This is a genomic window from Streptomyces sp. NPDC002730, from assembly GCF_042888805.1.
GTDB lineage: Bacteria > Actinomycetota > Actinomycetes > Streptomycetales > Streptomycetaceae > Streptomyces.
On record NZ_JBIAQG010000001.1, the window covers coordinates 838,773 to 851,424 of the forward strand.

Sequence of the window (12,652 nt, forward strand, 5' to 3'; positions counted from 1 at the left end):
AGTGCATGAGCGACACCCCGGACAGCGCCGTCCGTACGTACATCAATCAGCACAGCGCCGCCTTCCTCGACGACCTCGCCGACTGGCTGCGCATCCCGTCCGTATCGGCCCAGCCCGACCACGACGCGGACGTACGGCGCAGCGCCGACTGGCTCGCGGCCAAACTCAAGGAGACCGGCTTCCCGGTCGTCGAGGTCTGGCCCACGCCCGGCGCCCCCGCGGTCTTCGCCGAGTGGCCGTCCGGCGAACCGGACGCGCCCACCGTCCTGGTCTACGGCCACCACGACGTCCAGCCCGCCGCCCGCGAGGACGGCTGGCACACCGACCCGTTCGAGCCGCAGATCGTCGACGGCCGGATGTACGGCCGCGGCGCAGCGGACGACAAGGGCCAGGTCTTCTTCCACACCCTGGGCGTACGGGCCCATCTCGCCGCCACCGGCCGCACCGCCCCCGCGGTCAATCTCAAGCTGCTGATCGAGGGCGAGGAGGAGTCCGGCTCCCCGAACTTCCGCGCTCTCGTCGAGACCGCCGCCGCCCGCCTCGCCGCCGACGCGGTGATCGTGTCCGACACCGGTATGTGGTCCGAGACGACCCCCACCGTCTGCACCGGCATGCGTGGCCTCGCGGACTGCGAGATCGCGCTGTACGGCCCCGACCAGGACGTCCACTCCGGTTCGTTCGGCGGCGCCGTGCCCAATCCGGCCACCGTCGCCGCCCGCCTCGTCGCCGCACTGCACGACGATGACGAACACGTCACGATCCCCGGCTTCTACGACGGCATCGCGCCGCTCACCGACGCGGAGCGCGAACTCTTCGCCGAGCTCCCCTTCGACGAGGCGTCGTGGCTGAACACCGCCAAGTCGCACGGCACCCTCGGCGAGGCCGGCTACTCCACCCTGGAGCGCATCTGGGCCCGCCCGACCGCCGAGCTCAACGGCATCGGCGGCGGTTACCAAGGCCCCGGCGGCAAGACGATCATTCCGTCCTCCGCCCAGCTGAAGCTCACGTTCCGCCTTGTCGCCGGCCAGGAACCGGAGAAGGTGGAGCAGGCCATCGGCGACTGGGTCGCGGCCCGCGTCCCGGCGGGCATCCGCCATGAGGTCACCTTCGGGGCGTCGACCCGCCCCTGTCTGACCCCGCTGGACCACCCCGCGCTGCAGTCGGTCGTACGAGCCATGGGCCGCGCCTTCGACGGACAGAAGATCCGCTTCACCCGCGAGGGCGGCTCCGGCCCCGCAGCCGACCTCCAGGACGTGCTGGACGCTCCCGTCCTCTTCCTGGGCATCTCCGTACCGTCCGACGGCTGGCACGCGCCCAACGAAAAGGTCGAACTGGACCTGCTCCTCAAGGGCGTGGAGACGACCGCCCACCTGTGGGGCGACCTCGCCGCCACACTCCGCTGACCTGAACCCAATCCACCCGGGGGAGTTGGAAATAACTGTGAGCACCATCAGTAACGGCACCACACACCGCTCGATCGGTCTCACCGCGCCGAGCGGTATCGACCGCGAGGCACACCACCGCCTCGACGAGGCCTGGCTGGCGGCGGCCTGGAGCCACCCGTCGACCCGGGTCTTCGTGGTCTCCGGCGGTCAGGCGCTGATCGACGACACCCCCGACGGTCGCACCGAACTCGTCATGACGCCCGCCTTCGAGGCTCCTGTCACCGAGACCCACCGCTACTTCCTGGGGACGGACGAGGACGGGGTGCGCTACTTCGCGCTCCAGAAGGACGCCCTGCCGGGACGTATGGACCAGTCGGCCCGCCCGGCCGGACTGCGCGAAGCCGGACTGCTGCTCTCGCAGCGCGACGCGGGCCTGCTGGTGCATGCGGTCGCGCTGGAGAACTGGCAGCGGCTGCACCGTTTCTGTTCACGCTGCGGCGAGCGCACGGTCATCGCGGCCGCGGGCCACATCCGGCGCTGCCAGGCTTGCGGAGCGGAGCACTACCCCCGTACCGACCCTGCTGTGATCATGCTCGTCACCGACGAGGAGGACCGCGCGCTGCTGGGCCGGCAGGTGCACTGGCCGGAGGGTCGCTTCTCGACGCTCGCCGGCTTCGTGGAGCCCGGCGAGTCGATCGAGCAGTCCGTGCGCCGCGAGGTCTGGGAGGAGGCGGGTGTCACGGTCGGCGACGTCGAGTACATCGCCAGCCAGCCCTGGCCGTTCCCGTCCAGCCTGATGCTGGGCTTCATGGCGCGGGCGACGTCCTCCGAGATCAATGTGGACGGCGAAGAGATCCACGAGGCGCGCTGGTTCTCCCGGGAAGACCTGCGGGCCGCATTCGAGTCCGGGGAGGTGCTGCCTCCCTATGGGATCTCGATTGCGGCCCGTCTCATCGAGCTCTGGTACGGCAAGCCTCTGCCGAAGCCCGGAGATGTCGCCTAGCCGACCGGCCGGGCTCTCTGCCCACCTGCTCGGACGGTCTGCTCGGACGGTCTGTCTGCTCAGACGCTGATCTTCTGCTTGACCTGGGCCAGCGAAGGGTTGGTCAGCGTCGAACCATCCGCGAAGAGCACGGTCGGAACGGTCTGGTTACCCCCGTTGGCCTTCTCGACGAAGGCCGCGGAGTGCGGGTCCTGCTCGATGTTGATCTCGGTGTACGCGATGCCCTCGCGGTCCATCTGGCTCTTCAGCCGACGGCAGTAGCCGCACCACGTCGTGCTGTACATCGTCACAGTCCCCTGCATCGTCCCTGCGCTCCTCTGTTCGTCCCGCCAGATCTCGCCGGATCTCGCTCGATGCGTGTTCGCACCGCGTATGTGAACGTACGTGACCTGGCCACCATTCCCGCATTAGTACGACTGCTCTTGCCCCCCTGTGGACAACGGCCGCACCCATCTCCGCCGACCTGGCAGCATGGCGGTGTGACAGCAGCAACGCACTCCTCTCTTTTCCCACAGGTCCCCGAGTCGGCGGACGCGGTGCTCGACGGGCTCGACCCCGAGCAGCGCGAGGTCGCGACGGCCCTGCACGGTCCGGTGTGCGTGCTGGCAGGAGCCGGCACGGGCAAGACGCGCGCGATCACCCACCGCATCGCGTACGGCGTCCGCGCGGGGATACTCCAGCCCGCCAGTGTGCTGGCCGTCACCTTCACCAACCGCGCCGCGGGAGAGATGCGTGGGCGGCTGCGGCAGCTCGGCGCGGGCGGCGTCCAGGCGCGTACGTTCCACTCCGCCGCGCTGCGCCAGCTCCAGTACTTCTGGCCGAAAGTCGTCGGTGGCGAGCTGCCCCGCCTCCTCGAGCGCAAGATCCAGCTGGTCGCCGAGGCCGCCGCCCGTTGCCGTATCCGGCTCGACCGCAATGAGCTGCGCGACGTCACGAGCGAGATCGAGTGGGCCAAGGTCACCCAGACCGTGCCCGCCGACTATCCCGCCGCGGTCGCCAAGTCGCACCGCGACGCCCCTCGCGATCCGGCCGAGATCAGCCAGGTCTACGGGATGTACGAGCAGCTCAAACGCGACCGCTCAGTGATCGACTTCGAGGATGTACTGCTGCTCACGGTCGGCATCCTCCAGGACCGGCATGACATCGCCGACCAGATCCGCCGCCAGTACCACCACTTCGTGGTGGACGAGTACCAGGACGTCAGCCCGCTCCAGCAGCGGCTCCTCGACCTGTGGCTCGGCGACCGCGACAGCCTCTGCGTCGTCGGCGACGCCAGCCAGACGATCTACTCCTTCACCGGCGCCACCCCCGACCATCTGCTGAACTTCCGCACCCGCCACCCCGGCGCGACCATGGTCAAGCTGGTGCGCGACTACCGCTCCACGCCCCAGGTCGTCCATCTGGCCAACGGTCTGCTCAGCCAGGCGCGCGGCCGAGCCGCCGAGCACCGCCTCGAACTGATCTCGCAGCGCGAGGCCGGTCCCGAGCCCGCCTACACGGAGTACGCGGACGAGCCGGCCGAGGCCGAGGGCACCGCCCGCCGTATCCGCGATCTCATCGCCTCCGGCGTCCCGGCCGGGGAGATCGCCGTGCTCTACCGGATCAACGCCCAGTCGGAGGTCTACGAGCAGGCGCTGGCCGACGCCGGAGTGCCCTACCAGCTGCGCGGCGCCGAGCGCTTCTTCGACCGGCCCGAGGTACGGGAAGCGGGAGTGGCCCTGCGCGGTGCCGCCCGCGCCGGTGGCAACGACTCCCTGCTCGACGACGCCGAGGGCCTGCCCGCTCAGGTCCGGGCAGTGCTCTCCACCAAGGGCTGGACCACCGAGCCACCTGCCGGATCGGGAGCGGTGCGCGACCGCTGGGAGTCCCTGGCCGCGCTGGTCCGCCTTGCCGAGGACTATGTACGGGTCAAGCCCGAGGCGACCCTTGCCGATCTGGTGGCCGAGCTGGACGAGCGCGCCGCTGCACAGCATGCCCCCACCGTCCAGGGCGTCACTCTTGCCTCGCTCCACTCGGCGAAGGGCCTGGAGTGGGACGCCGTGTTCCTGGTCGGTCTCACCGAGGGCATGATGCCCATCACCTACGCCAAGACGGACGAGCAGGTCGAGGAGGAGCGCCGGCTGCTCTACGTCGGCGTCACCCGCGCCCGTCTCCATCTCTCCCTGTCCTGGGCGCTGTCCCGCTCGCCCGGGGGCCGCGCCTCCCGCCGCCCCACCCGCTTCCTGAACGGGATGCGTCCCGGCTCGGCGGCCCCCGGCGCCCCCGGCGCGGGCGGTGCCGGTGGCATCGAGCGCGGCAGCGGCAGTCGGCGCAAGCGGCGCGGGCCCGTCCTGTGCCGCGTCTGTGGCAAGACGCTCACCGACGCGGGCGAGATGAAACTGATGCGTTGTGAGGACTGCCCCTCCGACATGGACGAGGCGCTGTACGAGCGCTTGCGCGAGTGGCGCTCGGAGCAGGCGAAGGAGCTGGGCCAGCCCGCGTACTGCGTGTTCACCGACAAGACGCTGATGGCGATCGCCGAGGCCGTGCCGGACAGCGAGGGCGAGCTGGCCGGGATCTCCGGGGTCGGCGGTCGCAAGCTCGAACGCTTCGGAGCCGATGTGCTGACCATCTGCGCAGGCCAGGAGGTTGGAGGAGACGACGAGGAGGACTGATACAAACTCGTCGAAAAAATAGTTTGCGCCCGCCCCAGCAATCCCCATAGGTTCTTAACCACGGGAACAGCGAGCTTCTCTGAAGCCCTGTCCTCGTGCTGTACTTATCCGAATACGCGCGATCGGCCCCGGCCGGTCCTCTAGACGCCGAGAGGAGGCGATTCCAGTGATCAGCATCAAGACCAGCTTCGTCAGCACCGCCAAAATGACCGATCGCTCGGTCGCCTCCGCCTGCTCGCTCGGCTTCTCCGCGGCGTTCAACGGCACCGGTGTGTCCGGCATTTCTGCCGCGCTTCCTGTGGCCGGCCTGGGCGGTCTCCCCGTCCTGGAGCGCAATGAGCGACCGACCAAGGCACTGGAAGCAGGAGTAGCAGCGGCAAAGGCTCGGGCCTATGCCTCTGCGGCGGCCAGTGCCGAAACCCAGAAGCAGACGAAGCAGCACCGGACGACGCAGCACCACACGATGTGGGCCTTCCGTGGGCTCGAACCCTGGAGTGATCCAGCCTGATCCAGAATCAGGCCGGCGCCTTCAGGGCCGCGGAACCCCACCCGGGATCCGCGGCCCTTCTGTTTTCCCTAAAGCGGGACGACAGGGCGAAGGGGCCTCGGGACACGCAACACCCGGTACCAGCCGCCACCCGGCCAACAGGCCGGAACGACCAGACGAGGAACGACACCACCGTGCAACTCGAAGCGCACGCCCCGTCCGTACCGCCTTCCGAGACGATCCCCCCGCCCGCCCTCACGGAGGACTCCACCTTGACTCCGCTCACTGCGCTCTCCGCGCTCGATGACGCCATCGAGGCCCTCGGCGTACCCGTCCCCTGCCGTTCCTACGACCCGGAGGTCTTCTTCGCCGAGTCGCCGGCTGATGTCGAGTACGCCAAGTCCCTCTGCCGTACCTGCCCGCTGATGGAGGCCTGCCTCGCGGGTGCCAAGGAGCGGCGTGAGCCGTGGGGCGTCTGGGGCGGCGAGCTCTTCGTCCAGGGCGTGGTCGTCGCCCGCAAGCGGCCGCGTGGTCGCCCGCGCAAGAACCCGGTTGCGGCATGAACGCCATCGGAACCATCGACCGCCCCGTCACGCACGATCCCCAGAAGCTGGCCCCAATGACCTCTTCCACGAGCGAGCCGTCAGGCTCCGCCACCCCAGCCGTCACCACCATCGGCGCGAACGCCTCGCGTCAGAACAGGACCCGTGAGATGCAACTCATCCCAGAAGCCATGGCGCGTGCGCATATGCACGAGCGCCTTCGGGAAGCCGACGCGGAACGCCTGGCCGTTCGCCTGGTCGCCGCCCGGCGGATGCAGCGCCGCGCCGAGCGTGTGTCGATGCGCGCCCGCCGCGCACTGGCCATGGCCGTCATGCACTGACCGCACAAGAGCACTGCACGACAGACGCTGACCCGCGGGGGCCGGTCCGAACGGACCGGCCCCCGCGGTGCGTTGTCCCGGTGGCCGGTCCCTTATGGGGTTATCGTCACGAGGTGGACCAGCAGCAGACTTCTCACCCTGCACAGCCGGATTCCGAGAGCTTCGTGTGTTCCCACTGCGGCGCGATCGCCGAGGGACCACCGCCCACCTGGACCTGCTCCGTGGAGAACGGCAGCCGTCACTACTTCTGCGACGACTGCGCACGCGCCAACATCAGGGCGATCGAGGGCAGGCTCGACTCAGCCTGGTGGTGACGACCGGGTGGCGCGACGGCGGTCGCTCAGGCCTGAGCCCCGACCGCCGTGCTGTCCTCCTCGTCCTCCGGCAGGAACCCGGGCAGCCACGATTCGAGTTCGTCCCGCAGCCGCACGGTCGCGTTCAGCTGGCACAGCACCCCGATCGTGCTCAGCGTCACCCGGTGTATCAGCAGATACGACGGCGGCAGATTGAGCTGCTTGCCCAGCTGATGTGCGGGGGAGCGGATGTCGGCGATCCGGGCTGCCTGGTTGCGCATCCAGCTCCTGGTGAAGGTGAACTCCTCGGCTTCCGCCGGCTCGATGATCGGCAGCAGGTACTCCAGCACCGCGTCCGGGTCGAGCTCTATGGACTCCTTGACGAAGCCCGCCTCGCGCAGCAGCTCGTAGACCGCCTCGGCTTCGCTCTCGAGTGTCATCCGCAGGCAGTCGCCGATGGTCTGCGGCAGCCCGCCGGGCAGCCGGTCCACGGTGCCGAAGTCCAGCACGCCGAGCCGCCAGCCCTCGCCGTCCTCCTCCGGGAGCAGCCGGAAATTCCCCGGGTGCGGATCCGCGTGCAGCAGTCCCGTACGGGCCGGGCCCGAGAAGAGGAAGCGGGCCAGCAACTGCCCCGCGCGGTCCCGCTGCTCGGTCGTGCCGTCGGCGATGACCTCGGCCAGCGGTATCCCGTCGATCCACTCGGTCACCAGCACCTGGTCGCACTGGTGCACCACATCGGGCACCAGCACGTCGGGATCGTTCGCGAACTCCGCCGCATGCTCCCGCTGCGCCTGCGCCTCCAGCTCGTAGTCCAGCTCCTCCGACACCCGGTCGCGGAGCTCGGCGATCAGCGGCTTGATGTCCATCCCCGGAATCAGCGGCCCCAGCAGCCGGGCGAACCGGCTGAGCTGCGTCAGGTCGGAGAGCAGCGCATCCCCCGCCCCCGGGTACTGCACCTTCACCGCGACCTCGCGCCCGTCGTGCCACACCGCCCGGTGTACCTGGCCGATGGACGCGGCGGCCGACGGCTTGTCCTCGAACTTCAGGAACAGCTCCCGCCACTCCTCGCCCAGCCGCTCGTCCAGGACCGAGTGGACCGTGCGCGTCGGCATCGGGGGCGCCGCGTCCTGAAGCTTGGTCAGGGCCGCGCGATAGGGGCCCGCGATCTCCTCGGGGAGAGCCGACTCGAAGACGGACATGGCCTGCCCGAACTTCATCGCACCGCCCTTGAGCTCGCCGAGCACCTTGAACAGCTGCTCCGCAGTGCGCTGTTGCAGCTCCCGGGCCACGATCTCCGCGGACTTGCCGCCGATCCGCTTACCCAGACCCCAAGTGGCACGGCCCGCGATGCCCAGTGGCAGCGCGGCCAACTTGGCGGTCCGGGTGACCGCCTTCCGGGGAAGATCAGACATGCGCCCCTCCAAATCCCAGACTGCCGTGCCGCGTGTGCCTTACAGCATTGCTTCGTTGACGGCGGTTACCCGGCCATTGTCTCGTGCGGCGGCCCGATCCCCGAGGTGTGCTCCCTCTCACTCTTCCCATCCGCACTGCAGACACAGTCGAGGTGCGGGGTGACCGTCTCCGATCGCCAGTCAAGCAGAGGTAGTGAAGTCTCCCAGCGCGCCCCGGTACTCGCGGGCAGCTCCCCGTCGAGAAACGACAGCGCGTGCGCCGCCGTCATCCCTGCCACGGCCGTGGCCAGAGCGACATCGCAGGCCGGCACAGCTCTCCGGCGGCCCGAGCGCCACTGTGCCAGCAGCCTGGGCCGCGCCGGGTCGCGCTCCGCCCTGCCCAACTCCAGACACCCGGCACAGGCAGTACCGCCGGGCAGCACCAGCGGACCCACCACACCGGTCCCCTCGACAACTCCCGCATACAGATGGGGTGTCCCGGTGGCGATCCAGTCCTCGGCGGCGGCCGGATCGGGGGCATAGGCCGCCAGGCCGTCCCGTGGCGCGACGATGACCAGGGAGAGACCGGGCTCAGCGCACTCCGCGGTCCCTGCCGACTCGGCCGCGCGCGGCGGACGGTCGGGCGCGGACCGCCGCACCAGCTGCCGGGCCGCCGCGTCCCGCCTCTCACCGACCGCCTTGGTCGGCAGCCCGCCGGGCGCCACGTCCCACGGCTCAGTACATCCGCCGTCCAGCACCTCCACCCCGGCCACGCCGGCCGCCGAGAGCACCGCGGCGACTGTCGCACCGACCCGTCCCGCGCCCCGGACCTGGACACGTATGGCCCGCCGGGCTGCCAGGCGCCGTATCCCGCCGCCCGGTTCCGGATGGACCACGGAGAGCGACGCCAGGTCGGGGCGCAGCCGGTCAAGGGCGCCGACCCGTTTCCGTAGCGCATCGGCCGCCGGGCCGCCTGCCGTCGGATCGTCGAGCAGCCCCGCCGCCGTCAACCGGTTCACCAGAGCGTCCAATTGTCCCTCCGGCAGACCTATCGACCGCGCCTCCTGGCGCAGCCACGGCAGCCCCCGCGTCCCGTCGAGCAGCTCGATCAGGGCACCTGTCGCGGTGTCCACCGGACCGACCATCACCGCTTGCGCGGGTGTCGCCCCGAATTGCACGGTCTGTCGCTCTCGCCATGCCCGCCGCAAGGCAGGCTTCACCGTCGGATGCATATTCGCTTCCCCCGTTGATCCGTCGTCCGGCCTCTCCTCTGAACTGTTGTCAGAATGCCCGGCGGCGTCGACGGGTGTGAAAAGTTATCCACAGGTGCGGGCATTAGTCGTTCAAATGGTGCACGCCATGGAGTGGATCAAGCTCGAACCGTCCCGGAGGCGGGACTTCCTCCTCTGGCAGCGGGTAACGTCGGGGCGTGTCCGTCGACCCTTCCCCTCGCCTCGCTGGGGAGACCCCACCGCACAGCGCCGGAAGCCAACAGCGCAGCGCGACAAGCCACCCGCCCCGTGGATCGGGGACGAGTGCGGTCGAGGTCCGCAGGAGCGCCCGGCGCAGCAGAACGGTCTCGGCCTACCGGGAGGGTGACCGGACCATCGTCCTCATCCCCGCCAGGATGTCGGAGGCGGAGGAGCAGCGCTGGGTCAGCGTGATGCTCGACAAGCTCGCAGCGCAGGAGAGCAAGCGGACCCTCGGCGACACCGAACTGGCCGAACGTGCCGAGCGATTGTCCGCCCAGTACTTCGACGGACGCGCAAGACCGACATCCGTGCGATGGGTGACGAATCAGAACACCCGCTGGGGCTCCTGCACTCCGGCGGAGGGCAGCATCCGCCTGTCACACCGCCTGCAGGGGATGCCGGAGTATGTCGTCGACTACGTGCTCGTCCATGAGCTGGCCCATCTGCTCGTGCCCGGCCACGGCCCGCGGTTCTGGCGGCTGCTGGAGGCGTACCCCCGCACCGAGCGGGCCAAGGGTTATCTCGAAGGCGTCGTCGCAGCCGACCGGCTGCCGCATCTGCCCGCCGCACGCGGAGAGTGACCGGCGGGAGCGACCGCCGACGGTCCTGTACCGAATGTGTACCGGCTTGGCTCAATGTCGGCCCCAGCAGTTAGCCTGGCGCGACGCAGTCACATTTCGGGATGGGGGACGGTCGTTACGCATGGCCAGGGAATTCCAACGCGGCCACAAGGCCAAGATCAGTGATCTCACGCCAGGAACGGATCTGTACGTAGGTGTGCAGATCGCCGGTCCTGGGCTGACCTTCGATATCAGCTGCTTCGGACTCGACGCCAATGAGCAGCTCTCGGACGACCGGTACTTCGTTTTCTTCAACCAGCCGAAGTCTCCCGAGGAGTCCATTCAGCTGCTCGGCGCGCAGTCCGGTGACACCGAGTCATTTCGCGTCACTCTGGACCGTATCCCGGCGAACATCCACCGACTCTCCTTCACCGCGACCATCGACGGTGCCGGGCAGATGTCTCAGATCGGCCCCGGGTACATCCGTATCGTCGCGGGCGGCGAGGAGGTCGTCCGGTACGCCTTCAACGGTTCGGAGTTCTCCACCGAGCGCGCCGTGATGCTGGGCGACTTCTACCTGAAGGACGTGTGGCGCTTCGCCGCCGTCGGTCAGGGCTTCGACGGTGGTCTCGACGCGCTGCTGAAGAACTTCGGCGGCGAGGTCGCCGAGGAGCCACCGGCCGCGCAGCCACCACAGGGTGCCGCGCCCTCGTTCGCGCCGCCCGCGCAGGCCACAGCGCCCGCCCCGGCGTTCGGCGCACCGCAGGCGCCTCAGATACCGCAGGCCCCTCAAGGACCGCAGCCAGCACCCTCCTTCGGTGCTCCCGCAGTCCAGGCGCCCGCCCCTCAGCAGAACCCGCAGATGCATGCGGCGCCGACCATCGCGGCTCCGATGACCCCGCACGGGGGCACCGTACCCCCGCCGCCGGCTGCCCCGTCCCCGTACGGACAACCGCCTCAGCAGCCGCAGTACGGCCAGGTCCCGGGGCAGATGCCCGGACAGATGCCGGGTCAGGTCCCGGGGCAGGCCCCGCAGCCGGGCGCGCAGTCGCCGTACGGACAGCAGGCCCCGTCCCCGTACGGACAGCAGCCTCCGGGCATGCCCCCCCAGGGCGTCCCGCAGGGCGTTCCCCAGGGAGTCCCGCAGGCCGGCGCCGGCCTGCAGGCCGCCCTCCAGCCCTACCGCGAGACCCCCACCGGCCAGCGCTGGACCCCGCAGAACCAGCAGCTCATGCGGGTCGATCTGACCATGGGCGGCACGCCCGTCCTCGCCCGCCAGGGCAGCATGGTGATGTACCAGGGCAAGGTCGATTTCAGCTACAAGGGTGCTGGTTTCGCCGGCCGGATCGTCGGCAATGCGACCGGCCAGGAGATGCAGCTGATGCGCTGCAGCGGCCGCGGCCAGATCTTCCTCGCCGAGGACGGTTCTCATCTGCACTCCATTGAGTTGCAGGGCGACGGCATCTGCGTCTCCGCGGAGAACGTCCTCGCCTTCGACGAGTCGCTGCAGCACGAGGTCCGCAGGATCGAGGGCCACGGCATCCCCGGCGGCGCCCTGTTCACCATGATGTTCCAGGGCACCGGCACGGTCATTGTGAAGACCCACGGCATCCCCGTGGTCCTGCCGGTCACGCCGACGACGTTCGCCGACTGCAATGCGGTCGTCGCCTGGTCGGCCGCGTCCCAGGTGATCCTCTCCAGCCAGGTCCGGCTGCGCCGCAACGCGTACCCGGGACACAGCGGAGAGACCATCAACCTCCAGTTCCGGGGCGCCCCCGGCAACTTCATCGTCGTCCAGCCGTACGAGGTCTGAGGGAGCCCGAAGAATGAACCAGCAACTCGCGGGCTTCGCCCCGACCCCGATCGCGGCCCGGATGGAGAACCACGGCCGCTCCATGCTCAAGGTCGCCATGGCCACCGGCCAGGACCTGTACGCACGCACCGGCTCGATGGTCGCCTACGAAGGCTTCGTCCAGTACGAGCCGAACCCGCCGGCCGTCCGCCAGATCGCCTCCCAGTGGGTGACCGGCGAGGGCGCGCCCATCATGAAGTGCTCCGGAGACGGACTGCTCTACCTCGCGGACTACGGCGCGGACGTCGTCGTCATCAACCTCAACAACGACTCGCTCTCGGTCAACGGCACCAATCTGCTGGCCTTCGACGCGCACCTGCAGTGGGGCGTCCAGCGGGTCAAGGGCCTGGCCAAGTTCGCCGGCCAGGGCCTGTGGAACGTCGAGGTCGCGGGCACCGGCTGGGTGGCCCTCACCTCGCGCGGGACGCCGATCGTCGTCGACTGCGGCCGTGGCGAGGACGAGACGTATGTCGACCCGGACGCCCTCGTCGCCTGGTCCCCGAACCTCAAGGTGAAGGGCAAGCGCAGCTTCAAGGCCTCCTCGCTGATCGGGCGGGGCAGCGGAGAGGCCTACCAGATGGGCTTCTCGGGCCAGGGCATCGTCGTCGTACAGCCGAGTGAGGACAGTACCGACCGCCTGCGGATCCGGAACTGAGGGGGAGGAGTACACAT

13 protein-coding genes are annotated in these 12,652 nt (G+C 69.6%); 10 read left to right on the forward strand and 3 right to left on the reverse strand.

Annotation, left to right across the window (positions count from 1 at the left end; genetic code table 11):
* Positions 1 to 5 precede the first annotated feature (5 nt).
* Both ACFYXH_RS04105 and nudC read left to right on the forward strand, forming a co-directional pair.
* Positions 6 to 1,403 carry a dipeptidase gene (locus tag ACFYXH_RS04105; RefSeq protein ID WP_389560381.1) on the forward strand — a complete coding sequence of 466 codons (1,398 nt, stop codon included), beginning with the start codon at positions 6 to 8 and terminating at the stop codon, positions 1,401 to 1,403.
* A gap of 37 nt (positions 1,404 to 1,440) precedes the next feature.
* The gene (nudC, locus tag ACFYXH_RS04110; protein ID WP_389560382.1) at positions 1,441 to 2,388 is read left to right on the forward strand and encodes an NAD(+) diphosphatase; all 948 of its coding nucleotides are present in this window, start codon (positions 1,441 to 1,443) and stop codon (positions 2,386 to 2,388) included.
* A 59-nt stretch (positions 2,389 to 2,447) separates the two neighbouring features.
* Here the strand turns inward: nudC and ACFYXH_RS04115 are convergent, their stop codons facing one another.
* Complete coding sequence (locus ACFYXH_RS04115) at positions 2,448 to 2,690, reverse strand: mycoredoxin (protein ID WP_327325938.1); 243 nt, start codon at positions 2,688 to 2,690, stop codon at positions 2,448 to 2,450.
* Between the two features lie 51 nt (positions 2,691 to 2,741).
* On the opposite strand from ACFYXH_RS04115, the gene ACFYXH_RS04120 reads away from it, so the two are divergent.
* From ACFYXH_RS04120 to ACFYXH_RS04140, 5 genes are all read left to right on the forward strand, one after another.
* The gene (locus tag ACFYXH_RS04120) at positions 2,742 to 5,042 is read left to right on the forward strand and encodes an ATP-dependent DNA helicase UvrD2 (RefSeq protein ID WP_389560384.1); all 2,301 of its coding nucleotides are present in this window, start codon (positions 2,742 to 2,744) and stop codon (positions 5,040 to 5,042) included.
* 166 nt (positions 5,043 to 5,208) lie between these two features.
* On the forward strand, positions 5,209 to 5,550 hold the full coding sequence (locus ACFYXH_RS04125; protein WP_385305180.1) for a hypothetical protein: 342 nt from the start codon (positions 5,209 to 5,211) through the stop codon (positions 5,548 to 5,550).
* A gap of 173 nt (positions 5,551 to 5,723) precedes the next feature.
* The gene (locus tag ACFYXH_RS04130) at positions 5,724 to 6,092 is read left to right on the forward strand and encodes a WhiB family transcriptional regulator (RefSeq protein ID WP_327325941.1); all 369 of its coding nucleotides are present in this window, start codon (positions 5,724 to 5,726) and stop codon (positions 6,090 to 6,092) included.
* Entirely contained in the window at positions 6,089 to 6,412 is a 324-nt protein-coding gene (locus ACFYXH_RS04135) for a hypothetical protein (protein ID WP_362686554.1), read from the forward strand. Before ACFYXH_RS04130 ends, ACFYXH_RS04135 begins: the two co-directional genes overlap by 4 nt.
* A gap of 113 nt (positions 6,413 to 6,525) precedes the next feature.
* Positions 6,526 to 6,726 carry a hypothetical protein gene (locus ACFYXH_RS04140; RefSeq protein ID WP_389560675.1) on the forward strand — a complete coding sequence of 67 codons (201 nt, stop codon included), beginning with the start codon at positions 6,526 to 6,528 and terminating at the stop codon, positions 6,724 to 6,726.
* Positions 6,727 to 6,752: 26 nt separating this feature from the next.
* Here the strand turns inward: ACFYXH_RS04140 and ACFYXH_RS04145 are convergent, their stop codons facing one another.
* Both ACFYXH_RS04145 and ACFYXH_RS04150 read right to left on the reverse strand, forming a co-directional pair.
* Positions 6,753 to 8,117, reverse strand: coding sequence for an ABC1 kinase family protein (locus tag ACFYXH_RS04145; protein ID WP_389560386.1), 1,365 nt, complete (start codon positions 8,115 to 8,117; stop codon positions 6,753 to 6,755).
* A 65-nt stretch (positions 8,118 to 8,182) separates the two neighbouring features.
* On the reverse strand, positions 8,183 to 9,328 hold the full coding sequence (locus tag ACFYXH_RS04150) for a ThiF family adenylyltransferase (RefSeq protein WP_389560388.1): 1,146 nt from the start codon (positions 9,326 to 9,328) through the stop codon (positions 8,183 to 8,185).
* Positions 9,329 to 9,525: 197 nt separating this feature from the next.
* On the opposite strand from ACFYXH_RS04150, the gene ACFYXH_RS04155 reads away from it, so the two are divergent.
* The 3 genes from ACFYXH_RS04155 to ACFYXH_RS04165 all read left to right on the forward strand — a co-directional run bounded on the left by ACFYXH_RS04155 (position 9,526) and on the right by ACFYXH_RS04165 (position 12,635).
* Positions 9,526 to 10,149 (forward strand): M48 family metallopeptidase, encoded by a 624-nt coding sequence (locus ACFYXH_RS04155; RefSeq protein WP_389560390.1) that lies wholly within the window; start codon positions 9,526 to 9,528, stop codon positions 10,147 to 10,149.
* A gap of 121 nt (positions 10,150 to 10,270) precedes the next feature.
* The gene (locus ACFYXH_RS04160; RefSeq protein WP_389560392.1) at positions 10,271 to 11,941 is read left to right on the forward strand and encodes a TerD family protein; all 1,671 of its coding nucleotides are present in this window, start codon (positions 10,271 to 10,273) and stop codon (positions 11,939 to 11,941) included.
* A 13-nt stretch (positions 11,942 to 11,954) separates the two neighbouring features.
* Positions 11,955 to 12,635: an AIM24 family protein gene (locus ACFYXH_RS04165; protein ID WP_389560394.1), complete on the forward strand. Its 681-nt coding sequence runs from the start codon at positions 11,955 to 11,957 to the stop codon at positions 12,633 to 12,635.
* Positions 12,636 to 12,652 lie beyond the last annotated feature (17 nt).

Bases quoted from the DNA above. Each gene is read 5' to 3' on its own strand.
- ACFYXH_RS04120 (WP_389560384.1), top strand. From the start codon at position 2,742: ATGCGTGTTCGCACCGCGTATGTGAACGTACGTGACCTGGCCACCATT.
- ACFYXH_RS04165 (WP_389560394.1), top strand. From the start codon at position 11,955: ATGAACCAGCAACTCGCGGGCTTCGCCCCGACCCCGATCGCGGCCCGG.
- ACFYXH_RS04150 (WP_389560388.1), bottom strand. From the start codon at position 9,328: ATGCATCCGACGGTGAAGCCTGCCTTGCGGCGGGCATGGCGAGAGCGA.
- ACFYXH_RS04105 (WP_389560381.1), top strand. From the start codon at position 6: ATGAGCGACACCCCGGACAGCGCCGTCCGTACGTACATCAATCAGCAC.
- ACFYXH_RS04135 (WP_362686554.1), top strand. From the start codon at position 6,089: ATGAACGCCATCGGAACCATCGACCGCCCCGTCACGCACGATCCCCAG.
- ACFYXH_RS04115 (WP_327325938.1), bottom strand. From the start codon at position 2,690: ATGCAGGGGACTGTGACGATGTACAGCACGACGTGGTGCGGCTACTGC.
- ACFYXH_RS04160 (WP_389560392.1), top strand. From the start codon at position 10,271: ATGGCCAGGGAATTCCAACGCGGCCACAAGGCCAAGATCAGTGATCTC.
- ACFYXH_RS04145 (WP_389560386.1), bottom strand. From the start codon at position 8,117: ATGTCTGATCTTCCCCGGAAGGCGGTCACCCGGACCGCCAAGTTGGCC.